The organism is Hydrogenivirga sp. 128-5-R1-1, assembly GCF_000171895.1.
Genome location: NZ_ABHJ01000002.1, coordinates 183,409 through 209,415 on the forward strand (window position 1 = coordinate 183,409; position 26,007 = coordinate 209,415).

The window sequence follows — 26,007 nt, forward strand, 5'->3', positions numbered from 1 at the left end:
TTAGCCATGAAGTTTTTAGAGGAGCTTGAAGAGGCAAAGGAACTCGTCGTAAAGATGGCGAGGCTCGTCCAGGAAGCCATAGACAAGGCGATAAGGTCTCTCAACGAGCAGAACGTTGAGCTCGCCGAGGAGATAATAAAGGGAGACGACGAGATAGACTCCCTTGAGGTGGACATAGAGAGAAGGTGTATAAGGATGATAGCCCTGTACCAGCCGGAAGCCTCAGACCTGAGGCTCGTTATGGGCATATACAAGATAGTCTCGGACTTGGAGAGGATGGGGGACGAGGCTGAGAACATAGCCGAGCGCTCAATATTCCTCGCCCAGGAACCGCCCCTGAAACCCTACGTGAACCTAACGCTGATGGCAGAGGCGGTCAAGGACATGGTGAACGACAGCGTGATAAGCTTCCTCCAGAGAGACACTATGCTCGCCAAGAAGATAATAGAGAAGGACGACATGATAGACGAGCTTTATCACCAGCTTGAGAGGGAGCTCATAACCTACGTGATGGAAGACCCAAGGAACATAAAGAGGGTCATACACCTTTCCTTCGTTGCGAGACACTTTGAGAGGATAGCCGACCACGCCGAAAACATCGCCGAGATGGCAATATACTGGGCTGAGGGCGAGCTGATAAAACACCACAGGATAAAAGAAGAAGGTGAAGCGTAAGCTTTTAATAGGTCTCTCCCTCCTCTTAGCCTTCGTAGCCATAAACGTAGCCTTCATCAACAACCTTAAGAACCTGCCCTACGCTAACTACTACATACTTCTCCTCGCCATCAACATAGACCTGCTCGCCCTCGTGCTGATAACCTCCATAATCCTCAGAAAGCTCATAAAGGTTTACCTGGGGAAGAGGAGGAACATACTCCGCAGGAAGCTCGCCAACATACTGTTTCTGTATCTGTTCATACCTCTCCTCCTACTCAACGTGGTGTCAATAGTCGTCGTCCTGCAATCAACCAAGACCTACCTTAGCTCAAAGACCCGTGCCCTTTCCTCTTCGGCAGAGAGGGTTTACAGAAACCTCTACGAGTCTGAGCTCAGGAGGGTAGAGAGGTTCAAGAGCATAGCCCATGCCCTCCTGGAGGCGGGGCTCTTTGACGAGCTGAACCGCATAAAGGATATAGAGAGCGTGGTAAGGGTTCCCAGCTGCGACTTTGATGTCTCGGAGGGGGAGTTCAACTATACCCTCTGTGTGAACACCGGAGATGCAAGCTATAAGGTAGTGGTAAGCAAAGACCTTAGGCTGATAAGGGACGTTTCGGAGTTCGGTGAGCTCGCCCTTGACGTGAGGGCGTTCGTAAAAACGAGGGACATAATAACGGGTATATTCGTGTTCTTCATAGTGTTCGTGACCCTGCTTACCCTCCTCGCTACCGTATGGATGAGCATGCTCGTGGCGCGACACATAAGCGAACCGATAGAGCGGCTCTCCGACAGGGCTATGAGGATAGCGAGGGGCAACCTTGACATCAAGGTTGAAGAGGAGGAAACCGGCGACGAGATAGAGGAGCTCTCCAGGGCGTTCATAAAGATGAAGGACAACCTCAAAAAGATATACGAGGAGCTCAGGAGGGAGAGAGACCTCCTGGGGAGGTTGCTTGATGCCCTTCCCGTGGGCGTGCTCTTCGTGAGCTCAACGGGCGAGACACGTTCAAACAGAACCTTCAGGAGTCAGTTCGGAGGAGAGGGAGACCTGAAGGAAGCCCTTAGGAGGATAAGGGAGGACAAGAATCTGAGGCTGGAGCATATAAAGAGCAAGGAGGGAGACCTATACCTCGTTGAGGACGTTAGCTCCATAGTGTTAGCCGAGAGGTTCAAGACCTGGCAGGAGGCGGTAAAGAGGATAGCCCACGAGATAAAGAATCCCCTCACACCCATCAGGCTCAACCTTGAGAGGCTTTCCAGATACGCGGAGAGGGGTGAGTTCAATAGCGAGAAGTTCACGGAGCTTACCCAGCTTATACTTAGGGAGATAAACCGTATAAGCGACCTGATAAACCAGTTCAAGCACCTGAGCCCATCAAAGGAACTAAGGCTCGGGGAAGTGAGGCTCTCAGAGCTGCTCTCCGACATAGGGAAGCTGTACGCCTCTGGAGGGATAAACATAGAGGTTGAAGGGGACAAGGTCGTAAAGGGAGACGCCTCTCTCCTCAAAGAGGTCTTCTACAACCTCATAAACAACAGTATAGAGTGGGGGGCAAGGAACGTGAGGATAAGGATAGGGGAAGACGGGCTTGAGTACGTGGACGACGGCAAGGGCATACCGCCGGAGGAGGCGGAGAACATATTCATGCCTTACTTCTCCAGCAATCCCAAGGGAATGGGGCTGGGTATGGCGGTGGTCAAGAGGATAGTGGAAGACCACGGGTGGAGCATAAGGGCTTTACCCTCCGATGAAGGGGCTCACTTCTTGATAGAGTTCAGACCGAGGAATTGAAGAGCCTGAAGTATAAGTGTCAATTGTGTCTCCCATATAGTATCCAGCTCTTCAAAGACCGCCTCCTCCTGTTCTTCGCGGGAAAGCCTCTTGAAGGACTCAGACTTTACACCCCTCTCGTGCATAAGTAAAGGAACGAAGAGCTTTCCCACCGAATAGAAAACGAAGGCGAGCTCAAGGTCTGAAAGTATAGGAAACTCGTTGAAGGTCTTGTAGGTCTTCACCGCAGCCCAGTTAGTCCAGCTTCTTATCTCAGGGTCTTCCACCCTGCGCTCCATACCACCGACGTACATGGAGCGGACAGCCTTAAGGAGCCTTTCATCGGGTTCTTGACCTAATAGCTCCCTAACCTCACCCCTTATGAGCTCAAGGTCTGAGCTCTCTATCTTTTCATAGTCCCTAAGGAATCTCTCCTTCCAGTTCATAAAGCGGTGGAGTTCCTGGAAGGGACTCTTCATCCAGCTTCCTCGGACTTCTCAAACTTGGCACACACTTCAGGTGGAGGTTCCTTCTCGGGAAACTCCTCTTTAAACTCGTTGTGGTAACCACAGATGGGACACTTTATCTCAACCGCATAACCCTCGTGCAGGTGTCCTATGTCCCACCCGCAGAGGGGACATTCTCCTTCCTCAGCCTTAAGGACGTCCACCAGACTTGAGCCGTTCGTTATGTACTTCTGAACGGACTTCACCCTCTTTATAGCCTTCAGCATATCGTCGCTGTTCCACTCGGCGCCGCACTCAAGGCACCTGTACTCGGTGTACCTTCCCTCCTGAAGGAGCTTTATTATGTCCCTTGAACCACACCTGTCGTCTATGCATATCTCCCCTATCTCCTTCCTTGAGAGTCTGTCAAGTATTTGGAAGAAAGTTTCCCTGTTTAGCTCCATCGGTATGTCGTAGGAGCGGTACCCACAGCACTCGCAGGTAGCCTCAACCCTCGGGTAGGGCTCCGAGTACTCGCATACCGTCAGGGCTATCCTGTGGCAGAAGGGACATAGCTCTCTGTGTTCAAGGCATCTAACCCTCATAGGTTGTCCTCCATATTCTCAAGTAATTCTATAATATGTCCGGCCTCTTCCGTTCCTTCAACCCTCATGACTACGTCCTCAGCCTCCACGCTCCCTAAGGCGACCTTCGGGATACCTCTGAGGGACTTAAAGCCTTCAAGTATCACGACATCAAAGCCCCTGAAGTATTCCCTCACCACCTCCAGGGGGTCATCACTGCGCCTCTCCCAGAGGGTCAGTCTGTCCGGGGAAAGGAGTGCAACCCTGTCCGCAACTCCAAAGAGCCTGTGTGTGTCCGAGCCCTCCCTGTCGGTCTCGCCGTGTCCTTTGGGGTCGTGTTTCAGGTAGCCCACCCTGAGCCCCTTGCCTTTGAGCATATCTACCAGGCGCTCCGCGAGTGTTGTCTTCCCTGTGTTGTGATACCCCACGATTGCAATAACTTTCATTCTTCTATTATTATGAATTCCATGGAGGTTCTTGAGCTCTGGAAGAGAAATCTTGAGAGAACCAAGAACCAGAGAACGACGGAGGCTTACGTCAGGCATATAAAGAACTTCATTGATACGGTGAACATAGGAGAAGAGGAACTTCTGAAGGTGTCCTCCGCCCAGATATTCAAGTACGTGGACTCCACAGACCTCGGACCTACTTCACTCCTCGCAAACCTTTCCGCCCTCAAGCACTTCTTCAAGTTCCTGCTCAGGAGAGAGTACATAGACAGGGACAGGTTCACAGACATAGAGCAGGCTATAGAGGAGCTCAGGGAGGAGCTCAACGCCAAGAAGAGACCCACCTATCCGAAGGCTCTCACCAAAGAAGAGGTGGACAACATATTCAACGCCGTAAAGGGTAAGAGGTACGAGAAGATATACTCCCTATTCCTTTACAGCGGCATAAGGCTCGGAGAGTTTGAAAACCTTGACAAGAGCAGTTTCTATCTTGACAAGAGTGGTATCCTCTGGATAAGGCTTGAGCCCCACATGACCAAGAGAAACAAGGGTAGGCTCGCGCCGGTGCTCGCCCAGGACAGAGACGAAACTTACAGGATAACGGACAGGATACTGAAGTGGATAGAGAACTACGAGGAGAACTTCAGGGTCAAGAGGGGCGTCCTTCAGGTATACACCGACAGGCTGTCCAAGAGGCTCGGAATACCCTTCAGCGTCCACAGCTTCAGGCACACCTACATAACCAACCTCGTTAACAGCGGCTTTCCCGTAGAGGTAGTTAAGGAGTTCGCAGGTCACTCCAACATAAAGACCACGATAGAAACTTACTACAAGTTCAGCCAGAGGAGGGCTGAGGAGCTCGTGAAGAGCTTCCTATCCGGATGAGATGGAGTTTTACATACTGACCATATTCCCCGACCTGATCCGGTGCTACACCGAGTTCGGCATAGTCCGCCAGGCTATAAAGAAAGGGAAGGTGAAAGTTGAAGCTGTGGATATAAGAAAGTTTGCCCCAAAAGGTCAGGTTGATGACACCGCCTACGGCGGTTTTCCGGGAATGGTCCTTAAACCAGAGCCCATATTTTCAGCCTACGAGAGCCTCCTTGAGAAGAACAGAAAGCCCTACGTTCTGATAACCGAACCCTGGGGAAGGAGGATAGACCAGAGGTTCGTTGAAGAGCTCACGCAGAAGGAAAGGGTGGCGATAATATGCGGCAGGTACGAGGGTGTTGATGAGAGGGTGAAGAGCATAGTGGACGAGGAGGTGTCCATCGGGGACGTGGTTCTCAGCGGTGGAGAGCTCGTAGCTCTGACCTTAGTGGACGCGGTCTCAAGACTCCTGCCGGGCGTTCTCAGCGAACCAATGAGCATAGAGGAGGATTCCTTCCGAAACAGGTGGATAGGCTACCCCGTTTACACGCGACCGAGGGAGTTCAGGGAAATGAAGGTGCCCGAGGTTCTCCTGTCGGGCAACCACAGGTTGATAGAGCTCTGGAAGCTATGGCACAGGATAGAAAACACACTCAGGAAGAGACCAGACCTTATCCCCGAAGAGCTCACCCCGGAGGAAGAGGATATCCTTGAGAGCATTCGTAGGGGCATGAGCTTTGAGGAGTGGCTTGAGTCTAAAAGTCTTTCATGAACTTCTTGAGCTTCTCTATGGCTTCCGCCTTTATCTGGGAAACCCGGGATATGGAGCAGTTCAGTATCTGGGCTATCTCCTTCAGAGGTAGCTCCTCGTAGAATATCAGCTGTATTACGAGCTTTTCTCTCTCGTCAAGGGCTTCTATGGCTTCCTTTAGCTTCTCTATCAGGTCTTTCTTTACTATCTCGTCCTCAACGTCAACCCTCTTTGAGCCTATGACCTCCTCGTAGCTCCTCCTCTCCTCGGTAAATATGTCCTCAAGGTTCAGTATGTAAGAAAAGGATATCCTGCTGAGGTCGTGCTGGAGCGTCCCAAGGTCTTCACCGAGGTACTCGGCTATCTCCTCATCGGTGGGTTCCCTTCCGAGCTTCTCCGTAAGCTCCCTCAGGGCTTCCCGTATCTTCCTCTCCTTTTCCCTTATCCTCCTGCTCCCGAAGTCAAGACTCCTCAGGTAGTCGTATATGGCGCCCCTTATCCTTATCTTTAGGTAGCTCTCCGGGTTCTTCTGGGTGTCCAGCTTCTCCAGCGCCTTCATAAGTCCGATTATTCCGTGCCCTATCAGGTCTCTGACGTCTATGGTAGGCGGGATCTGCCTCTTTATGGTAAAGGCTATGCTCTTAACGAGGGGAAGGTATTTAAGGACTAACTCCTCACGCTCCTTCTCTTCAAAGGTGTATGGATTTTTCATCTTCCAAGCAACCTTGTCATAACGCTCTCCCAGAAGCTCTTCCTCCTGGGGCTCACCTCAACGCTCATATTGGAGAGAATATTATACACATCGTCCATGAAGCCACTCTCAAAGGGGTTCTGCTCTATTATCTTCCTTATAAGGGCTCTCCTGTACTTTATGTTTCCCACGTGGTTCAGTTTGGCTGAGGTGTACCTCTCCGCAAGAAGCCTTATGCTCTCGTAGACCTTCTTACCCTCCTTATCGTTCTCCACCTTGTTAACCACAAGGTAGAAGTCCTCTGTGTCGTTCTCCCGGTTGATTATCTTTATGAGTGCGTATGCGTCAGCAACCGCTGTAGGCTCGGGCGTGGTTATCACGAGGGGAAAGTCTGCCGAGGACACTACCGCTATTGTGTCGTCGTGTATCCCCGGTGGCGTATCAAATATAACGTAGTCGTAGTTATCCTCCGCAAGCTCCTGAAGCCTCCTTATGAGGTTTATAACCTGATCCTTGGGTAGCTTTGCAAGCTCGTATATCCCGTTTCCGCTGGATATGAAGGAGAAGAAATCGTTTATCTTGACCACTATCTCCTCAAAGGAGGCGTCCCCGAAGAAGAAGTGGGCGAGGTTCTTCTGGGGTGTTATGCCCAGCATGAGGTGTATGTTGCTCAGACCGAAGTCCGCATCTATTATCAGCACCTTCTTTCCACTATCGGAGAGGCTCTTGCCTATACTCAGGGAGAGTATCGTTTTGCCCACACCACCCTTGCCGCTCGCTATGGCGATGTATTTGGTGCCTGTTTCGGCACCCTCCCTATGCTTCAGGTGAGTTGCCTGCTGATTCAAGCTCATGCTTCTCCTCTAACATTAATTTGGTCAGATACTCGTAATCAGCCATGACGATGTCGTCAGGCACGGTCTGACCGGTGGTGAAGCACAGGATAGGCAGTTTCGTTCTGTAAGCCACGTTTATAACGTTACCCGGGTAGGAGGTCTCGTCCAGCTTTGAGAATATGAGCCCCTTTATCGGGAACATGCCGAACTGCATTATCACCTCGTACATTACGAGCTCCGAGAGGTTTGCGCTCAGGGTCAGGTATATCTGGGTCTCCGCACTCTCAAGGAAGAGCTTCAGTTCATTGAGCCTGAGCCTGTCATGCTGACTCCTGCCAGCCGTGTCCACGAGGATAAGGTCTCTGTTGTCCATCTCCTCAAGGGACTTCAGGAACTCTTCGGGCGTGTCCGCCACCCTAAAGGGAAGCTCCATTATGTTTATGAAAGCTCTGAGCTGTTCAACAGCACCGACCCTGTAGCTGTCCAAGGTTATGACGCCCGGGCGTTTGCCAGCCCTCTTGAAGAGGTAAGAAAGTTTGGCTATGGTCGTTGTCTTGCCCACACCGGTAGGTCCTATTAGGACCATTATGCGGGGGGTGTTTCTGAAGACCCTTTCCCCCTCTATGACGATGTTCTTACGGAAGCTCTCCATGAGAGATGGGTATATCTCCTCCTTGAAGTCCAGCTTTCCGAGCTCTATGTCGTATCCGCAGGCTTCCTCCACGAGACGCCTCGCCACGTCCTTTCTTACACCCCTGTAAACCATGCGGGACAGAACGCGCTGGGCGCGCATAGACAACCCCTCTCCCACGTCCCTCCGGGACGTTTCCTTCTCCTCGTCCTGGGAACGGACGTTCTTCATAACCTCGCTCAGGGTGCTCTTCAGTCTTTCAAGCTCTTCATAAACCTTTATCTTCTCTTCAAACTCCTTCTGGAACTCTCCCTCCTCATCGGGTATCCCCACCGTGACCTCAAGGAGGGTAGTCTTAAAGAAGGGAAGCAGGCTCCACCTCTTCCTCTTGACTATCCTTGAAGACAGGACTACCGCGTTGTCACCGTAGGTTCTTTTTAGTTCCTCCACAGCCTCCTGCAAAGAGTTAACTATTATCTTTTCAGTCTTCATCTATTAGTCCTAATATCTTCATGTTCACCTGCTTTTCAAGTTCATTATAAGATAGAACGGCAAGCTGGGGTAAGTAGGGCTCTAAGGCTCTACGCACGTATCTGCGTAGGTTTCCCGAAGTTAGCAGGACAGGTTGAGCCTGGAACTGGACGAACTTTTCAATCTCCGCAGATATCTTCCTGTAGAGCTTGTTGAGGACTATGTCTATGAACTCGTCCTCTCTGCCCTCGTTTATGAGGTGTATGAGTTTAGCCTCCACCTTAGGCGAGAGGGCTATGGCGTAGAGGACGCCGTCGGTCATGTACATGCGGGTTATCCGCTTTGAGAGGTTCTGTCTAACGTACTCGGTAAGTACGTCCGGGTCTCTCGTCTGCTCTATATAGTCGGCGAGGGTCTCCAGTATGGTCAGGAGGTCGTTAACAGGTATGCCCTCCCTGAGAAGGTTCTGGAGGACTCTGTGGACGACCGATACGGGAACCTGCTCGGGAACTATGTCCTGAACGACCTTGGGGTATTTCTTGGCGAGCCTGTCTATTAGCTCTATGACCTCGTTCCTTCCAAGGAGCTCGTGGAGGTTTCTCTTTATAACCTCCGAAAGGTGGGTTATTATCGCGGTGCTTATGTCAACCACCATGTAACCCTTCCTCTGGGCTTCGTCCTTTTTATCTTCGGGTATCCAGTAAGCCTTCATGCCGAAGGCAGGTTCTTTGGTTTCTATACCCTCTATCCTGCCCCTCGTAGTTCCCAAGTCAACGGCGAGCACGTATCCGGGCATAATCTCGTAAGAGTCTGCCTCTATGCCCTTTATCAGGATCCTGTACTGGTTGGGCTGGAGCTTGAGGTTGTCCCTTATGTGAACGAGAGGAACTATGACTCCGAACTCCTGAGCTATCTGCTTCCTCATCGTCCTTATACGTTGTGGAACTTCTCCCCCCTGGCTCTCATCAACGTAAGGTATCAGCCCGTACCCAACCTCCATGGTTATAGGGTCTGGCTGGGGGATGAACTCCTCTTCTGTCTCCTCCTTCTTCTTTGCCTCCTCTTTCTTCTGTTCCTCAACGAGCTTCTCAAGCTCCTTGATCTGTCTTTCCTTCAGACTCCTGCTGACCAAATAGTAGAGCCCCCCGAGAACACCCGCCATAAAGAAGAAGGGTATCTTGGGAAGTCCGGGTATAAGACCCACGAAGACCAGGAGGGCAGAGGAGTAGAGCAGAGCCTTCGGCTCCCTTGAGAATTCCTCTGCTATGGCGCTCCCCAATTCCTCAGTGGAAGAGCTCTTTGTGGTTATGAGACCGGCTGCGGTTGAGAGTATGAGGGAGGGTATCTGGGAGGCAAGCCCCTCACCCACGGTGAGCAGGGTATAGGTCTGCAAGGCATCCATGAAGTCCATACCCTTGAAGACGAGCCCCACTATAAGCCCCCCTATAAGGCTCAGAAAGAGTATCAGGAGGGCTGCTATGGCATCACCCCTTATGAACTTACTGGCACCGTCCATAGCCCCGTAGAAGGCAGCCTCCCTCTCAAGCTGCTCCCTGCGCTTCTTAGCCTCCTGCTCCGTTATGAGACCTGCGTTCAGGTCTGCGTCTATGCTCATCTGCTTACCGGGCATGGCGTCAAGGGTAAACCTCGCCGAGACCTCTGATATCCTCTCCGCACCTCTCGTTATAACTATGAAGTTTATGACTATGAATATGAGGAAGACGATAAGCCCGACCACGACGTCTCCACCCACCACGAACCTACCGAAGCCCTCTATGATGTGCCCTGCAGCGTCCGTCCCCTCGTGTCCGTAGAGGAGTATTCTTCTCGCCGCAGCAACGTTCAGGGAGAGCCTCAGGAGGGTCCCTATGAGGAGTATGGTGGGGAAAGAGCTCAGCTCAAGGGGTGTCTTGACAAAGAAGGTCAGGATAAGGACGGCGAGGGAGAAGGTTATGCTGGTCGCGAGGAGTATGTCAAGGAAGAAGGCGGGTATGGGAACTATTATCGCCGTCAGTATGATGCCAAAGGCTAAGATTATCCAGGTTTCTTTGTGCTTCATTCACACCCTTTAGGAAATTATATTTCTTTGAGATGGAGTGGTCAGAGGTTGTATCCCGTGCGCCCGAAAAGCCGGGAGTGTATATATTCAAGGGCAAGAAGAAGCCCACCTACATAGGTAAGGCTAAGAACCTGAGGAAGAGACTTCAACAACACCTCAAGCTCGCAGACATAGACCCTAAAGAGTTCGCCATACTGCGTGACTCCCTCAGCCTGGAGTGGATAGTAACGAGGAACGAGTTTGAGGCTCTCGTCCTTGAGGTTGACCTGATACAGAGCCACAAGCCGAGGTATAACGTACTCCACAAGTACGGCGGCGGTTATCCCATGCTGCTCTTGACCGACGAGCCTTACCCAACGGTCAAGGTGGTGAGGGGAACTGAGCACAGGGGCACGCTCTACGGACCCTTCCTGCAGGCGAGCAAAGCCTACAAGGTAAAGAAGCTCATACACAAGCTCTTCAAACTGAGGACGTGCGACCCCCTTCCTGAGAGAAAGGAGCCCTGTATGGACTACCACCTCGGTCTCTGCTCAGCCCCGTGCACCAAGTTCGTCAGCAAAGAGGAGTACCAGCTCAGCGTTGAGGGGACAAAGGCGCTTCTGTCGGGTGAGGTGGCCGAGGTTCTCCCGAGGCTCTACGAGAAGATAGAGGAGTTCTCCGGAGAGATGCTCTTTGAGAAGTGCGCCCACGTCAGAGATCAGATAAAGGCTCTTGAGAACATAAGCAGGGGTCAGAGCGTCTCCGGGCTGCCTTACAGCTCTGCAGACCTGTTTTACAGGATAGGCAGGAGGGTAGGGCTCTTTCTGATAAGGGGTGGTAAGCTCATCAGTAAGGAGATATACGACCTGGAGAGGGAAGAGGAACTTGAAGAGTTCCTGCTCGGATACTACTACTCAAACTTCGTACCTGAGAACATACTCACGAACTTTTTCCTCTCGGAGGAGGTGCGCACATGGATAGAGGGCAGGACAAAGGGTAGGGTTGAGTTCAGTTCCAGCATACCCACAGAGCTCGTTAGCCTCGCTGAGGAAAATGTGAAGGAAAATATAAGCCTTGAAGTCCTTGAAGAGGAGTTCAGACAAAAGCTCGGTATACAGCTGCCGAAAACCATAGAGGGGTTTGATATATCCCACTTCTATGGGGAGGATATAGTCGGCAGTTGCGTGGTGTGGGAGAAGGGGCAGATGAACAAGAGGAGGTATAGAAGGTACAAGGTCAAGAGCCTGTCCGGAATAGACGACTACGGAGCACTGAGGGAAGTCCTGACGAGGAGAGCTATGCGTTTTAAGGAGAAGAGAGAACCCATACCAGACCTCTGGCTGATAGACGGTGGAAAAGGTCAGCTGAACGTAGCGGTGAGCGTGAGGGACACCTTCGGTTTACCCTTCAAGGTGTTTTCCCTCGCCAAGGAGGAGGAGATACTCTTCGGTGACGGGGGCGAGCTCGTTCGCCTGAGAGAGGAGCCTCTACTCTACAGGGTGTTCGGACTGATCAGGGACGAAGCCCACAGGTTTGCCCTCTCCTACAACAGGAAGCTGAGGACGAAGAGGGCTCTTGAGGATGTTCTCTCAAAGGTCAAGGGGGTGGGGGAAACGAGGAAGAAGATAATATACAGGAACTTTGACAACCTCTACGAGTTCATAAGGGCTGACGAGGAAAGGCTGAGAAAGCTGGGACTTCCACCCTCTCTCCAGCAGGAGGTTAAGAAGTACCTTGAGTGAGATCGTAAGGGGTGTCAACTTCGCCAGCTACCTGTTCGTGAGCCTGGTCGCTGGATACGTAATGATGGGCGTTGACCTAATGCTTGACGGGTTCCTCGGGCTCTTCGGCACTTACAGGGGCTACATAGGACTTATAAAGCTCTGGGGTATATTCCGCGGGCTTGAGGACTGGGTCATGGCAGTGGGGCACATGGTAAACTCGGTAGTCCTCGCCCTCGTCTTCGTCTATCCGTCGGTCTATAGAAGACTACCCGGTAGAGACGGCTCAGTAAAGGGTTTGAGCTTCGGTGTTCTGTGGCACATACTTGTCCTTATCGCCCTTGTAGTTACCGCCTTCGGCGGTGCAGAGTTCATGAGGGAGTTCTTAAGGATGCCCTTAAGCGATCACCTCTCCCTCTTCCTGCTACACCTCGTATGGGGTGGGGTGCTGGGGTTACTGTACGTGCCCAGGGAATACCGGTAAGAGGGTATAATGGGTCTCTCAAAGAAAGCCATGAGAGTTCTCGTAACAGGTGGTGCAGGGTACATAGGCTCTCACATGGTAAAACTCCTCGGAGAGCGTGGGTACGAAGTTCTCACCTACGACAACCTATCCACGGGACACGACTGGGCTGTCCTCTACGGAAGACTCGTGGTTGGTGACCTCGCATACAAGGACAAACTGAGAGAGGTCTTTGGGGAGTTCAAACCTGACGCGGTCATGCACTTCGCAGCCTACATAGTGGTACCAGAGAGCGTGAGGGAACCTTTAAAGTACTACAGGAACAACGTGGTGAACACGATAAACCTCCTTGAGGTGATGGAGGAGTTCGGAGTTGACAAGTTCATATTCTCCTCATCCGCGGCGGTTTACGGCATTCCTGAGAAAATCCCCGTTTCTGAGGGCGCACCGCTCAATCCCATAAACCCCTATGGGGAGACTAAGGCTACGGTGGAGAGAATCCTGCGAGACCTCTCAAACTCCGGGAAGGACTTCAGATACGTTTCCCTCAGATACTTCAACGTGGCTGGGGCAGACCCGGAGGGGAAGATAGGCTTCGCCTACCCTAATCCCACACACCTCATAATAAGGGCTGTGAAAACTGCCAAGGGAGAGTTTGAAAGGCTTGAGATATACGGAACAGACTACCCCACTCCCGATGGAACCTGTATAAGGGACTACATACACGTTGTTGACCTCGCGGATGCCCACATAGTCGCCCTTGAGTACCTTCTTGAGGGAGGGCAGAGCGATGTTTTTAACTGCGGGTACGGGCACGGGTACTCTGTGAAGGAGGTGGTTGAAACCGTCAAGAGAGTTACTGGAAGAGATTTCAAGGTGGTTGAGGCACCGAGGAGGGAGGGAGACCCGCCCGTCTTAGTGGCTGACAGCAAGAAGATAAGGGAAAGATTAGGCTGGGAGCCAAAGTACGACGACCTTAAATTCATAGTAAAGACCGCCTGGGAGTGGGAGGTAAAAGGCAGGGGTTAGAACCAGCGATTGTAGGACATCCCCAACCTGAATACGGTCTCCTGGGTTGGACCCCTGTTGTCGCTCAGGGACATATACAGATACACGTTGTCCTTGTCTATCAGAGAGCCGCCCAGTCCGGCGGTTGCGGAGGAAAGCAAACCATAACGGGTGTTGTAGCCGAGCTCAAGGTCAACGAAAGGTCTCCATACACGGACGTAGGAATCCCTGTTCTCGTAACCGAAAAAGAAGCCAACTCCAAAGCTCTCGTAATCCTCAGGTATTATCTGAAATCCGGGAGAGGGAACGACTCCGTCCATATCGCCTGCGTACCCAGAGGAAGTGAACCTTCCCACCTGGGAGTACATCCTGAAGCTGTAATCGGGGTAAAGGGTTCTCAGCTTGTACGTGAGCTGGGTCGTTACAACATTACCCGTTCCCAGATCCTCCCTGTTCAGTGTATAGAACCTTGAGTAATCAAACTCCCCAAACAAAAAGAGCCTTTTAGAGAGTGTAAGCTCCGAATTAAACTGTAGGGAGTCCTTCACACCACCAATGTAGAGGTAGAGCGTCTCCTCCGTCTCCTTGTTTCTGAACAGGCTCAGGCTGATCTTCAACTCGGAGAAAGGCTTCAGTTCGCCAAAAACACCCGAGGTCAATACCTCCCCATCTCTGCGGAACAGTCCAAAACCAACACCTGCCGTAGCCTTTCCGAGGCTTATTGAGGAGGTTAACTGGAAGGAAGTTCCCTCTGGAGTCTTCTTAATAAGGTCTGCGTCCTTTGAGAGGGGTCTTTTGTAAGTCAAGACCGCCTTGGTGGTAAGGCTATTGAAACGAAGGTTTACCCCTGAGGACGTGCGAAGCTCAGAGTATCCCTTCCTGGACAACAGGGAAAAGGTTGCGTTGAACTTACCGGCGTAGCCCACAGAAATATCCCTGAGATAGACGTAAGAGGAAACATCGTAGGGATTATTGTGAAGCCACTCATAGGAGAGCTTCAGAGCCAGTCCCGGCTTGCCCGCACGCAAGAGGGTTTCGGCTGTATCTGATAGCCCCGCGGCGGAAGGTAATTCCTGATACACAGCGTAGGCAGAGTCCACATCATTCTCCCTCAGATAGAGACTGAGTTCCATCCACGGCTCAAGCCTGTACAGCTTCATACGGGCTAAATACCTGACCTTGTCGTAGGAACCTTCGCTCAGCAGGTAGGAAAGGTATAGCTCCCGCCAAAGGGTGTCGTCCAAATAGCCTCTCAAGCTCATGAGCAGTTTTTCGTAGGCAGGTGCGCTCAAGAAGTGTAAGCTGAGGTACAGGTAATCTTTAGTAAACTCAGCACTCTTAAGCAGGGTCGTCCTCCTCTTTAGCTTGGCTCGCATCTTTCTGAATTCTCTAAAGCGTATGTAAAATGCCCTCCGCTTCTTGCCCATAACGTCAAACACATCTGCAAGCATGATAGGGTCTTCTATGCCGGCACTCTTGTAAAGCCTGTAAGCCTCCCCACCCATGTTCAAAGCCAGGTAGCCGTAAATGAAAGCCTCAGAGAGCTGAGGATAGCTCCTATTCCTGTCGTAGGCTTTGAGCACAGCTCTCAGCCTGTTGTGCTCCTTCGCATCTATGAGCAGGAATATATATGTGTACAGTAAATCCCGTGAAAACCTATCTCTCAGACGCCTGTCAAATAAAGCTAAGGCTTTCTTCTTCATGCCCAACCTGTACAGAGCCGTTGCGTAGGCTATAAAGGTAAACTCCTCTTCCAGCAGTTTCTCCTTATGGGGATAGCCTTCCACTACGTCTATGAGCTCTTTCCAGTAACCGTGGGTGTACGCTATCTGCACCGCCCTATGGACGAACCTTTCCGACCCGTATGCTTTCCATGCTGAGAGGGACATTTTTATAGCCCTCCTGGGCTCTTTCACATTCAGGATTGAGATCACCCTCTCGTAGTCTGCAGGCTGTCCCTGCCCTGACTCTATCAGAACCAGGGAGGCACGCAGGGAGGTATCGTAATCTGCGAGCATCCAGCTTAAAGTTGCAAGCGTTCTCCAGAACTCTACAGCACTCCTGTCTGCCTCCTTCATGTGAGCCCTAAGGGTGTCCAGAGCCTTCTTAAACTGCCGCTTTGCAAAGAGAACCTTGGCTTTAAGAAGGAGTGTTTCCTCATCACTGCCATAGGTTTTCTCTATCCTCTCTATGGTCTCAAGGGCTTCTTCGTGCTTTCCAAGGGAAAGGAGCAGTTCCGCGAGGGTCTTAAGTGACTCCTTGCTGCCCTCGCTCCTGAGATACTCCTTCAGACCTTCCAGGTCTCCCGTTTTGCTGTAAACGAACAGCCTCTCCTTATGGGTAACCTCCACCTTGTCCAGGAGTCTTCTCGCGAGGTCGTACCTGCCCGTGGCGAGAGCCAGTCTGAAGGCTTTTCTTAGTAGTCTCCTGTCCCCTGAGAGCTCGTAAGCTCTGAGAAGAGGGTTTAGGGACTCCCTCGGCTTACCGCTCCACTCAAGGAGCTTTGCGTAGAGCTCCCACCAATATGGGTCTCGGGGAAACAGCTCTGTACCCCTCCTGGCGACGGCAACAGCCTGATCAAGCTTGCTTGAACCGAGCAACGCGGAGACGAGCAGTTTATAGAGCTCGTTTTTCACCGCCGGAGAGTTCTCGTACACTATCCTCTCCGGGGCATACCTGCACTTACGGAGCATGGCATCTCTGAAAAGTCCCTTAACTTTCCTGTAAAGTTCCTCCGCCTCCTCTGGGCTCTTGAAGAAGCCGATCCTTATGGTGTAGAAACCTCCCACCTTCTCAATGCGAGAGTAAGGCAGGTGGGAAAGGCTGGAAAACCTCTCCTTAAGAGGCTGAAGGCTCTTTGAGCTTACAACCTGAATACAGTAATAGCTGTTCCCAAAGGCTATCGCAAGGGGTAGCAAAAGGCTAAGAAGAAGAACCATTCACAACTCCTATACTCTCAGCTATCCTCTCGGCTATGTATCCTGCAAACTTCGGATCGCCGGTGGCAAGGGAAACCTCCAGCATAAACTTTGTGAAAATGGAATCGTCAGGAAAAGCAGTTGCGTAGGTCTTCACCAGTTCCTTTACCGTCCCGTACTCTCCCCTGCCGAGGTAATACTTAATGGACAACATTATCAGCATCTTCCTCCTCAGCTCGTTTTTCTCTTTAGAGATTAGGGATACCAAGAAAGGAAGGGCACTCTCACCGAGCCTGTCGTAAATGTAAAGCAGCTCCACAAGGTATTTCTCCCTCATGCGGGGGTATCTGCTTACAAGCCCCTGAAGTGAATAAAGTGCCTTTCTGAGCTCTCCGACAGATGCGTAGGCTCTGTAAAGGAGGAGCAGTGTGTCTGGGTCGGAGCCTTTGATCTCCTTAACTATACTAAAGACAGCTGAACGATCCTTAAGTATGAAGGCGTGTTCAAGAGCCCTTTTGATCCATAAAGGGTCATGGGTGATCCCGGCTAACTTTCGTGCGGTATAGAGGGCAACCCTATGGAGCCCAAGACTGACGCTTTCCCTGTACACACGTTCAAGGGCATCTGCCTTTGACTCTAAAGTAGCTATGTGCAGCAGTACGCTCTCAAGTTCTCTCTCCAAAGCCCTTTTATCAGCTCTACCCTTCAAAGCGAAGTAGTCGTACTTGAGTAGTTCATACCTCACCTTAAGGGCTCTAAGGTTAAAGTTCGGGAACCTTTCAAGCTCGCGAGTTATACGGAGAGCCTCCCTTCTCCTGCCCAAGCTCGCATAAGATAGTGCGAGAGCCTCAAGAAGCTCGGGAGACTCTTTGATCCGAACAAGGGCTTCCAGATACTTCACCCTCAGCTGGGAGTTGAGCTTGTCCCCCGACAGGAGTAGTTCCTCAAGTCTGCCTGCGGGAAACACCACAACCATGGCACTCACAAAGAGCAAAATGAAAACTAAGACCTCTTTTATAGAGAAAGCCTCAATCAGGGCAAACTGCTTCAACCTCGGCATTAAACTCTCCCTTAAAATGAGCCCTTCCCTTTACCAGGGGAAGTCCGTTAACCTTAACTTCGCAAGCTCCCGTATCTATCTCAAGCTCAATCGGAATGTAGGCTTCCAATTCAAGCTCAAAGCCGTTTGCAGTTCTAAGGTAATTTCTGGTTATGGCGTTCGTGCTTACCAAGTTTGCCCAATCAGCCGCAGCCTTATCGGTAAGTATCAGGAGGTTGTCTCCAGAGCCATCAAGGTGAACGTACAACACGTCTCCGTGCTCTCTAAAGCCCAGAACGCCCAGACTGCGCCTCAAGTCTGGATAGCCCATGTCCTTTTTAAGCCTCACTGTTCTCATATAACCTGAGTTCTTTATTCTGAAGCCTCCTTCAACCCTTATAAACGCCGTATCTCTGAAGTCCAACACCCTTGCGGCAAACTCCGAAAGGTACATAGGTGTGGTTTCTTGAGAGATAGCGTATCTGTAAACTTTCTTGAGCGCGTTCAGGGAGGCGAGCTCCTGAGCGGAGTAGAAGTGGTAGTAGATGGATATGGGCTTTACGCGCCTTGGCTTCTCTGTGAGCTCAAAGGTCTGGATCACCCTCACATACCCCCACTTTGGTTCCGTCCACAGGTTCGTATAGAGATTTTCGTTCTGAACGGGTGCGTAAACCTGGAAAAAGGGACTATAGTCAACACCCATTGGAGATACCCTGGACAGGAAGGGCTCAGCTTTAGTCACGACCGTATCGCCCCCGTTCACGTTAAATACGCTGAGTTCGTAGGTGAGCCCGACCTCTTCCTCCTTCGGGTCGCAGTAGCCCGTCCAGAGGAACACTTTAACCCGTTTTCCCGTGTCCTTGATGAGGTTGTTTATATACCTTATAGACCCCTCTATCTCCCTTCTGAAGTCCAGCCTGTAGCCCCTCAAGTTGAGGTTGTAACCGTACATCAAGTCCTCCTTGGGAACGGTCTCCGGCTGCCACGTGAAGGGGTGGGTATAGGAATGAGATGCGGGCTCAACGTTGTCCAAACTAAATATGCTGAGAGCGACCCTTTCCAGTTCCTCCGAGCGCTCAGGGTATATGCCTTCAGGGGATAGTTCAGCCTCAATGATGGAAACTGTGTGGGGGATGGGGAAAACCTTGAGAACTTCATCTCTGATTATCTCAGCCGTAAGCCTGGAAGGATCAAAGGAAGCCTTCTCCGTAAAGGCGTCTCCGTCTATGTGAGCTGTGAGGATCCTTCTCCCGTTTTCGGTGGTCACGTCCGGCACAGGAAACTCTGGTTTAAAGAGTCTCTCAAATACCACAAAGGGGTCGTAAACCCACAGCTCGCTGTCTCTGAGCAAGCTCTCGTTCAGAGCGTAACCACCCCAGGGCGTAATGGCAAAGGGAGTATGCCTCTGCCCCACGGAGTTTTCAGCCACAACTAAAGCTTTCCCCTCTTCGGGTTCAACGAGCTCGTCTGTGTAGGGCAGTACCAGGGGAGCTTCAAAACCATGCCCTTCTTCTGCCCACACAACTCTGAGAGGTTTACGCAACGGGTCTTTATTGTCCGATGAGCGTATTCCAAAAGACCTGTACAGGCTGGAGGCGTCTTTAAAGGGCAGGTCGTTCATAAAGAAGAGCTTTAAGCCTTCATCCTTAGCCTTCAGGAGCCATCTGTCAAGTTTTTCACTCCTGCTATCCACATAGAGGGAAACAACCCCAACATAACCGAGCTCCGGATACACCTCCGGAAGCTCTCCCCTTACATCGTGAAGCTCCGGGACAAAGCCGAGGTACTCAAGGGGCATCTGCACGAGCCTGTGAATGGCGGCTGTATGCCTCTTATTGAAGAGGGCTGAGTCGTAGAGCAGGACTATCTTTCTCGGGACTATGCTGCAGGAAGAGTGTCCTACACGGGAGAGCTCCGCGTCGGATACGTAAGGTATGAACCCGAGGCTCTTTATCCTATCAACAGTTTTACCGGCCAGTTCACGATCCCTTGGGTGGACATAATCGATCACTACAACCGGTAGACCCAGGTTTTTAACCTTCTCAAGATCTTTCAGAAGCCTCTCCCTCACAGAGGGCTCAACCTCAACATACTTCCTGTCCTCGTCTATACCGTGAAACAGACTCTCCACGACGACAGCGTCAACGATATCACCCACCCTGTCAAGTATCTCAAAGCCTCTGTTGAGGACTATCAGCTTGTCTGGGTAGCGCTCCTTTAGAGAACGTATCAGCCTTATCTGAGCATTCTGAAAGGCAGGATAATCCTCCTCTTCAACAGCTAGCCTGTAAGAATCAAGGGTATCAAGCATGAAGCCGTCAAAGCCCTTCTCCACTATACCCCTGGCTACAACATTTAGGAGGAAGTTTATGTATTCCTCCTCTCTCAGGTCTGCTATCTCAGAGTTCCATGTTTCATTCTTTCCTATGGAAAACTTCTTGAGCTCGTTGTAGTAGCTTCTGTACCTCTCAATCTCTCCAACGCTCATGTACCCTATAAGCTTTGTCCTTCGCTTCAGGTAAAAGAGTTTTCCAAGGGTGTCCACGTAAGGACTGTCTGCATCCAACACCACCCAATCGTAGGCGTGGATCACGTCCGGAGGTACGTACTTATGGTGGTATAGAAATAGAACACACTGAGGCTCGTCAGCCTTAGACACACCCGCAAATACGAAACTAACCACTAAGCATATAAGTCCTATAATGAAGCTCACTCAGGAACCTCCTCAGGGAGAGCATACCTACAAGCAGGGATATCAACAGGGAAAGGACATAGCCGTACCCGTAGAAGTGCGGACCCAGGTATTGACTAACAACCGTCAGGGAGAAGTTGGTTAGGACAAACACTGATGTCATCCAGAGCAGGTAATCTCTCCTGTCAAAGTAGGACAGTATCGCAAAGATGACCATGAACCCCAGTTGAAGCAGTGCACCCAATAACAGGACATTAAATAGAGGTATGTACACCTTGGACACGTGGAGAAGTTCAAATACATACTCCTCAACGAAGAAAATCAGGACGGTGGCTATAGCCTGGACCCGCAGGGTCTCATATAGGGTGGCTCTGATACCCTCTATCATTTTGTTGCCGAGCCTGTAAAGATCCTCAAGGGTTCCCCACTCCCTCACAGCCTTGTAGTAGTTGTCGTACTCTGTGGCGAACTCCACTTCAACTTTAAGAAAGAAGACCGCTATACCCGGAACTAAAGACAGGTAAGCCAGTATAACGGGGACATCGTAGATTATTGAAGCCCTGATATTGGCGAATACGTTATCTCCCGTTAATGGACTGAACCAGAAGACGAACTTATCAACCCATATGCCAAGGTTGTAGAGAAAACCCACCATGGCGAGGGAGTAATAAGAGCGGTTTTTCTTCAGGAAGTCCAGCTCAAAGAGACGATCCGATACGTAGTCCTTTATCACCCGGTAAATGAGCAGGAAGAGTAAAAGACACTGCCCAACGTAGAAGGAAACGAAAGTCCAAAATAGCCCAAACCTCACGGTAAGGAGCAGAGAAACGCCGATGAACAGGTAGCTTACAGCGAAGGATAGAAATATGTGTCTGTAGCTCTTCAACCCTGTAAGGAGAGCGTTCGTTACCCAAAGTCCGCTCAGCGTGGATACGGTGAAGGAGAATACGGCATGGTAATGGTAAGGTTCCCCTTTGAATAGGTAGAGTGCTGCTATAAAGGACACGAGAAGTCCTGCGGACATGCTCAGGGCGAGCGCTCCAAAGTAGTTTGGCACCACCCTGTCCACCTCTTTTTCAAAGAGCCTGTCGGCTATGTACCTCGTAAACATCAGTTGTAGAGGTCCCGATATGATCAGGCTGAAGGCTACGGTGTAGGTTATGTATATCTGGTAAATAACCGGTATGTTTGCGTCCTGGGTCATCAGACGGGCTAAGGTTGAGAATATGAATATCGTTGATACGGCTATTACCCAGTTTCCGCTGCCCAGAACCGCAGAGTAGCCGACAGCGGCAAGCAAACCTAAGAGACTTTCCCTTTTAAGTATGCGTCTCAGCTCAATGGATATCCCTGCCAACTCCTGCCTCCATGAAACTCAGGTATACGTTCCTGTAATTCTCTATAAATCTGTCGTAGGAGTAAAAGCGCTCAACCCGCTTTACGGCAGCCTCACTGTACCTATTCATGAGGTCTTCATCCCTTAGAACACGTTTGTAAGCTTCTGCGAGCGCCTTCGGGTCGCCGACCGGTACTACCTCTCCGGCACTGCCTATCTTGATATCCTCTTCGTTCAGCCCTCCGTATATAAGTTGCCTGCACGAACCAACGTCGGTTGTAACACAGGGAACACCTGCTGCAAAGGATTCAAGGACAACCATAGGCATGCCCTCGCTTATTGAGGTAAGGGTCGTAATCCCAACCTCCCTAAATACCTCTTCAGTCCTCATAAAACCCAGAAACTTAACCTTGTTCTCTATCCCCAGAGCCTTCACCATCATCTTGCACTCCTGAGCGTAAACGGGGTCTTCATCCTCGGGACCAACCACCCACCCTTCAACCTCCGGCATATCGTTCAGCAGCAGCTTCATAGACTTTATAAACGTTTTAACGTCCTTTATCGGTGTAACTCTGCCTATGAGCGCTATTCTGGGCACAGGCTTCCTTGATCTAAACTTTCTGACGGGGGCGTATCTGCTAATCTCAACTCCGTTGGGTATAACGCCGGTTTTGTCCTCCGGGCACCCCAACCTGATCTGTATATTTCTCGCTCCCTCAAATAGGGAGTAAACCCTGTCCGCATGGAGGTAGCAGGCTTTTCCTATGTTTACAAAGAAGTTTATCCAGAGTTTCTTCAGAGAGTCTATATCGTACTTGTCAACGGACATGTGGGAAACCTCTTTTATCCAGCGGGAGTTCAGGATATCTATCTTCCTTTCACGGGTGTATATGCCGTGCTCTGTGACTATGTAAGGAATACCCATAGACTTCCTCAGCAGGGCTCCGAGGAAGCCCGCATACCCCGTAGAGGGGCAGTGAACGAGCGATATTCTCCAGTCTCTCAAACTATCCGCGGCTCTGACGAGCACCCACAGCGGCGAGAATATGTTCTTCATAGTCCAGAAGAAGTCCACGAAGGGTATGTCCACGTCCGTTTCCAGATAAAGTTCCTCAAGCATATCCCAGGTTTTCTTTCCGTAGAGTAGCTCCTCAAAAGGCACCTCCTCCGTGTAGTACCCGATGTCCACTATTTCATCCGGTATATCCCCGCCTTCTATGAAGAAGGACTTCAGCTTTTCAACCTTATAAGAACCCTGGGAGTACCTCGGTGGAGGGTAGTCTAACTCGGAGAACATGAAAAAACTCTCAAGGTACACGAGGTTCTGAGGGAGTTCGTACCTTATACCTTCATAGTCTTCCTCCCTTGAACCTAAGAACAGGACACCGAAATTTATATCCTCCATGCCCGTTATAATCTGGTGTATCCATGTGGACACACCCCCTCTTATGTAAGGGTAAGTACCCTCAGCTATGAAGAGAACATCTATGGGTTTCCCTGTATCAATGACCTTCATATCCACACCCTCATGATAGAGGCTGCCCTCGGGTCAGTGGGAAGCACGTGGGAGAATTTACTGGAAAGCTCAAACAACCTCTTGTAGTCCCTCTTAACGTAGAGTATCTCCAGAAGGTAGGTAACCACACGTTCTTCGGGGAAACCTAACTCCACAGCCCTCGTAAGGTGCTTCTCTGCAAGCTCTATGTTCCTGCGTCTTAGATAAAGCCTTCCAAGGAGGAAGTGAGCCTTAGGGCTGTCCTTTATACTGAGAGCCTCCTCACCGTATCTGCTGACCTCGTCAAGGTAAAACTCTTCAAGCTCTTTGTCGCTTATATTCAGGTAAACCAATTCCCAGTAAAGCTCAGCAAGCGACAGGTAGGTAGAAAATAACTCCTCCTCTCTATAGATACTCTTTAGGCTCTCTTTTAAGGAGCCTATCTTATCCATTATCTCCTTCTCAAGGAAGGATAAGGTGGCGAAGGCAACGAGCCTGACCTCGTCTTCCTCAGAGGATACAGCTTCCTTCAAATACCTCACCGCAAGGGGGTGGGGCGTCTTGCTCATGTAAAGCACTATCCTTGGGTTGTTCGCTTTGAGGGACGCCTCACCTATCTTTCTGCCGCTGAATTCAACCTCCGGCATTATCTCGGTGCTCACGTTTTCGTACAGAGGCATAGCCTCAACCCTTCTAAAGGTCAGAGCCATGTATATAGCAACCATGAGCAGAAAACCCACGGGACCGGATAGAGACGTCAGGAGCGAAAAAGCCCAGAATGAACCCCTGCGCAGCCTTCGGGGTAGTAAGGGTCTGAGTGATGCGGCTACTATAACCGAGGCTGACACGTGCAGGGCTAAGTAAGCGAGCACAGATTCAAGGGACTTAAAGCTGTAAAGCAAGGCAAGCCCTGATAGCTCAATCACAGAGGAGACGGAAACCCCTTTAATGTTCATGCTTCAACTCTCCTCAGGAGCTGTTCCAGGATAGGTTCCTCAATCTCGTACATAGCTACAAACTCTATCTCCTTAAACCTATCCTTCATTCTGTCAACAAAGCTCTTGGCGTTGACAGGTGCCGTGAAAGGAAGCAGGTAAAGGATCAACTTTTTGTCGTCCACGAAGCAGACCATATCAAGGCTTCTACCTGCGTGTTCTATCTCGTACCTTATGTCATCTCTCAAATTTTCATACCTGAAAACCACCAAACTGCTTTGTATACCGACTTTTTTATTGAGCTCATACATCTTGTAGAACTCCCTTATAAACTCAAAGGCGCACTTGTTCTCCCGGTCGGTGTAGAAGGGAGAAACCTTCCTGGCGAAAACTATGTCTTCAAGCATATACTGGAGGAGTATGTATATGTAGGTCAGTATCTCCTCGTTCAGGTTAACAAAGAGCATATCCTCTATAACGAGCAGGTATTTCTCTTCCTCTGCGGAGGCAAAGACGACCGCGAGGTAATTGAAACCGCCCCCATTAAGGTTAAGCCTCTTCAGAGCTTTGGGTGGTAGGTAGTGCGTTTCCTCTGACTCCACAGCCACCTTGACGAGAGGGTCTTCCCTGTTGAGTTTGCCTCCTGAACCCCCTATGCCTGCCACATACCTGAACTCTCCGTCCGAGTAGCTGTATAGGGACGCCCTGTATATATGAAAGTTCTGGGAGAGTATGCTCAAAAAGTATCTGACGAGGACTTTCTCTTTACGCTCTCTGAGGAGCTTATCTCTGAGCTCCTTTATCATCCCCCTGAGGCTGTATGGCTTGACTATGTAGTTGAACTCAAGCTGGTCGTGGGACAGCTTTATAAGGAACAGTTCCTTCCTTATACGGGCTATCTGTTCGTTAAGGTACTCCTTCTCAAGTTCTGAGGACCTTATCCTCCTGAGCCAGTAATATCTAAATTCAGCCGCAACCATAACTATGAGCAGGTTCCATAGCAGCTCGTATATGAGCAGCCTGCCGTAAATGTATGTGGATAGGACTGAGAGGAGTAGAAGGAATGGAATACCTCCGGCAAAGCCGTAGTACAGGGAAAGAACAAGGGAAACCACTGTGGTAGGGGAGAAGTAGGTCTTCATAAAGAGGGGGTCTTCCCTGTTAAAGATGTAACCAACGGTAAAGAACACGGCTGAGAAGGCAACGACTTCAAATAAAACCACGTAGGGGATTAAATTCTTGACGCCTTTTAAGTTCATTTTATGAGGGTTCGGACGAGCTCATGGGTGACCGTTCCCAGAGACTCATGGGACCACCCTGAAGCTGATAGAGTTGCACCCCCTACACTTCTACCCGTTGAGGACTCTATAAGCCAAACGCTTATGCTAACCGCTGGCTCTCCGTCCACACCCACCTTGTACCTGAACTCGTTAACGCTGCCCATTACTACATAATCGGCTCTCTCCGACGCCTCTTTTAGGTACTTCTCAAGTTCTTTGCGGGTAGGTTCCTGCTCTTTAAACAGCCAAACCCTTTCCGTAACTCTGTACCCCCTTGACCTTAAAACGCTTTCAAACACGGAGGCAACCCTGTAACCGGCAAGGGGTGTATCTGTATAGTTTTCAAAGGGTAAAACAGCATAGCTTTTGCCTTTGTTAAGAATGAATCTCTCGTTATCAACGATCTTTGCACAGGACATCAAGGCAAAAACAGACACTACGATAGACCAGATTAAAAGCCTTTTTACCATTTTTCGCTCCCGACTTAAATTTTAAAATATAAGTGAAACATGTTCTACGAAACCATAGATGACATAACAGCCGATGCGGGGATAAGGGTTAGGGCTGAGAGCCTTGAAGAGCTCTTCTGCAGGGCACTTCTCGCAACCTTCAACGAGATAACGGACATAGACAGGGTAGAGCCAGCAGAGAGCCACGAGATTGAAGTCCAGAGTCCCCTGCCCTTCCTTCTGGCGGACATAATAAACGAAGCCCTCGTCCTTCACGAGAGTAAAGGCTTTGTAGCCTCCAGATGCGAAATCGTAGAGCTAAGAGAGGACTACGTTAAAGCGAGACTCTCAGGGGAGAAGTTTAACCCCGACAGGCACACCTCAAAACTCGTGATAAAGGCAGCCACCTACCACAGGCTAAGGGTCTCTAAAGAAGACAGCCACTACGTTGGGGAAGTTATCTTTGATATATAATA

23 protein-coding genes are annotated in these 26,007 nt (G+C 50.5%); 8 read left to right on the top strand and 15 right to left on the bottom strand.

The genetic code is table 11. The features are described from left to right. Positions 1–6 precede the first annotated feature (6 nt). Both phoU and HG1285_RS14075 read left to right on the top strand, forming a co-directional pair. Positions 7–675, top strand: a complete 669-nt coding sequence (gene phoU, locus HG1285_RS14080) for a phosphate signaling complex protein PhoU (protein WP_008286423.1) — start codon at positions 7–9, stop codon at positions 673–675. Then, complete coding sequence (locus tag HG1285_RS14075; protein WP_008286424.1) at positions 665–2,449, top strand: ATP-binding protein; 1,785 nt, start codon at positions 665–667, stop codon at positions 2,447–2,449. Before phoU ends, HG1285_RS14075 begins: the two co-directional genes overlap by 11 nt. Here HG1285_RS14075 and HG1285_RS14070 read toward each other — a convergent pair. From HG1285_RS14070 to mobB, 3 genes are read right to left on the bottom strand one after another with little or no spacing between them, the layout of a single operon-like run. Then, positions 2,416–2,907 (bottom strand): DUF3467 domain-containing protein, encoded by a 492-nt coding sequence (locus tag HG1285_RS14070; RefSeq protein WP_008286425.1) that lies wholly within the window; start codon positions 2,905–2,907, stop codon positions 2,416–2,418. The genes HG1285_RS14075 and HG1285_RS14070 overlap by 34 nt on opposite strands. Next, a complete protein-coding gene (locus tag HG1285_RS14065; RefSeq protein ID WP_008286426.1) occupies positions 2,904–3,479 on the bottom strand; it encodes a hypothetical protein in 576 nt (191 codons plus the stop codon). Before HG1285_RS14065 ends, HG1285_RS14070 begins: the two co-directional genes overlap by 4 nt. Next, entirely contained in the window at positions 3,476–3,904 is a 429-nt protein-coding gene (gene mobB, locus HG1285_RS14060) for a molybdopterin-guanine dinucleotide biosynthesis protein B (protein WP_008286427.1), read from the bottom strand. Before mobB ends, HG1285_RS14065 begins: the two co-directional genes overlap by 4 nt. 21 nt (positions 3,905–3,925) lie before the next feature. Here mobB and HG1285_RS14055 point away from each other — a divergent pair, with 21 nt between their 5' ends. Further along, positions 3,926–4,792, top strand: a complete 867-nt coding sequence (locus tag HG1285_RS14055; RefSeq protein WP_008286428.1) for a tyrosine-type recombinase/integrase — start codon at positions 3,926–3,928, stop codon at positions 4,790–4,792. Between the two features lies 1 nt (position 4,793). Continuing rightward, a complete protein-coding gene (trmD, locus tag HG1285_RS14050; protein ID WP_008286429.1) occupies positions 4,794–5,549 on the top strand; it encodes a tRNA (guanosine(37)-N1)-methyltransferase TrmD in 756 nt (251 codons plus the stop codon). Here trmD and HG1285_RS14045 read toward each other — a convergent pair. Genes HG1285_RS14045 through flhA form a run of 4 tightly spaced genes read right to left on the bottom strand, consistent with a single transcriptional unit; the run spans position 5,533 to position 10,216 of the window. After that, positions 5,533–6,240, bottom strand: a complete 708-nt coding sequence (locus tag HG1285_RS14045) for a FliA/WhiG family RNA polymerase sigma factor (RefSeq protein WP_008286430.1) — start codon at positions 6,238–6,240, stop codon at positions 5,533–5,535. The two genes, trmD and HG1285_RS14045, sit on opposite strands and share 17 nt — an antisense overlap. After that, complete coding sequence (locus tag HG1285_RS14040; RefSeq protein WP_008286431.1) at positions 6,237–7,073, bottom strand: MinD/ParA family protein; 837 nt, start codon at positions 7,071–7,073, stop codon at positions 6,237–6,239. Before HG1285_RS14040 ends, HG1285_RS14045 begins: the two co-directional genes overlap by 4 nt. Further along, positions 7,036–8,178, bottom strand: a complete 1,143-nt coding sequence (gene flhF / locus HG1285_RS14035) for a flagellar biosynthesis protein FlhF (RefSeq protein ID WP_008286432.1) — start codon at positions 8,176–8,178, stop codon at positions 7,036–7,038. Before flhF ends, HG1285_RS14040 begins: the two co-directional genes overlap by 38 nt. Further along, positions 8,168–10,216 carry a flagellar biosynthesis protein FlhA gene (gene flhA, locus HG1285_RS14030; protein WP_008286433.1) on the bottom strand — a complete coding sequence of 683 codons (2,049 nt, stop codon included), beginning with the start codon at positions 10,214–10,216 and terminating at the stop codon, positions 8,168–8,170. The genes flhF and flhA overlap by 11 nt, the downstream gene beginning before the upstream one ends. 32 nt (positions 10,217–10,248) lie before the next feature. On the opposite strand from flhA, the gene uvrC reads away from it, so the two are divergent. Genes uvrC through galE form a run of 3 tightly spaced genes read left to right on the top strand, consistent with a single transcriptional unit; the run spans position 10,249 to position 13,408 of the window. After that, entirely contained in the window at positions 10,249–11,937 is a 1,689-nt protein-coding gene (gene uvrC, locus HG1285_RS14025) for an excinuclease ABC subunit UvrC (protein ID WP_008286434.1), read from the top strand. Beyond that, entirely contained in the window at positions 11,930–12,400 is a 471-nt protein-coding gene (locus HG1285_RS14020) for a hypothetical protein (protein WP_008286435.1), read from the top strand. The genes uvrC and HG1285_RS14020 overlap by 8 nt, the downstream gene beginning before the upstream one ends. A 30-nt stretch (positions 12,401–12,430) precedes the next feature. Further along, positions 12,431–13,408, top strand: a complete 978-nt coding sequence (galE, locus tag HG1285_RS14015) for a UDP-glucose 4-epimerase GalE (RefSeq protein ID WP_032496374.1) — start codon at positions 12,431–12,433, stop codon at positions 13,406–13,408. Here galE and HG1285_RS14010 read toward each other — a convergent pair. The 8 genes from HG1285_RS14010 to HG1285_RS13975 are packed head-to-tail and all read right to left on the bottom strand — an operon-like array spanning position 13,405 to position 25,552. After that, positions 13,405–16,326 carry a tetratricopeptide repeat protein gene (locus HG1285_RS14010; protein WP_008286437.1) on the bottom strand — a complete coding sequence of 974 codons (2,922 nt, stop codon included), beginning with the start codon at positions 16,324–16,326 and terminating at the stop codon, positions 13,405–13,407. The genes galE and HG1285_RS14010 overlap by 4 nt on opposite strands. Beyond that, positions 16,310–17,365, bottom strand: a complete 1,056-nt coding sequence (locus HG1285_RS14005) for a hypothetical protein (RefSeq protein ID WP_008286438.1) — start codon at positions 17,363–17,365, stop codon at positions 16,310–16,312. Before HG1285_RS14005 ends, HG1285_RS14010 begins: the two co-directional genes overlap by 17 nt. Next, positions 17,334–20,057 carry an endo alpha-1,4 polygalactosaminidase gene (locus HG1285_RS14000; protein ID WP_008286439.1) on the bottom strand — a complete coding sequence of 908 codons (2,724 nt, stop codon included), beginning with the start codon at positions 20,055–20,057 and terminating at the stop codon, positions 17,334–17,336. The genes HG1285_RS14005 and HG1285_RS14000 overlap by 32 nt, the downstream gene beginning before the upstream one ends. Then, positions 20,020–21,393, bottom strand: a complete 1,374-nt coding sequence (gene pelG, locus HG1285_RS13995) for an exopolysaccharide Pel transporter PelG (RefSeq protein WP_008286440.1) — start codon at positions 21,391–21,393, stop codon at positions 20,020–20,022. The genes HG1285_RS14000 and pelG overlap by 38 nt, the downstream gene beginning before the upstream one ends. After that, positions 21,374–22,888: a GT4 family glycosyltransferase PelF gene (gene pelF, locus HG1285_RS13990; protein WP_008286441.1), complete on the bottom strand. Its 1,515-nt coding sequence runs from the start codon at positions 22,886–22,888 to the stop codon at positions 21,374–21,376. The genes pelG and pelF overlap by 20 nt, the downstream gene beginning before the upstream one ends. After that, on the bottom strand, positions 22,885–23,823 hold the full coding sequence (locus tag HG1285_RS13985) for a hypothetical protein (protein WP_008286442.1): 939 nt from the start codon (positions 23,821–23,823) through the stop codon (positions 22,885–22,887). The genes pelF and HG1285_RS13985 overlap by 4 nt, the downstream gene beginning before the upstream one ends. Continuing rightward, positions 23,820–25,061 (bottom strand): PelD GGDEF domain-containing protein, encoded by a 1,242-nt coding sequence (locus HG1285_RS13980; protein WP_008286443.1) that lies wholly within the window; start codon positions 25,059–25,061, stop codon positions 23,820–23,822. The genes HG1285_RS13985 and HG1285_RS13980 overlap by 4 nt, the downstream gene beginning before the upstream one ends. After that, the gene (locus HG1285_RS13975; RefSeq protein ID WP_032496344.1) at positions 25,058–25,552 is read right to left on the bottom strand and encodes a hypothetical protein; all 495 of its coding nucleotides are present in this window, start codon (positions 25,550–25,552) and stop codon (positions 25,058–25,060) included. The genes HG1285_RS13980 and HG1285_RS13975 overlap by 4 nt, the downstream gene beginning before the upstream one ends. Positions 25,553–25,591: 39 nt before the next feature. Between HG1285_RS13975 and HG1285_RS13970 the strand changes: the two genes are divergently transcribed. Beyond that, positions 25,592–26,005: an archease gene (locus HG1285_RS13970; protein WP_008286445.1), complete on the top strand. Its 414-nt coding sequence runs from the start codon at positions 25,592–25,594 to the stop codon at positions 26,003–26,005. The last annotated feature ends 2 nt before the right edge of the window (positions 26,006–26,007 follow it).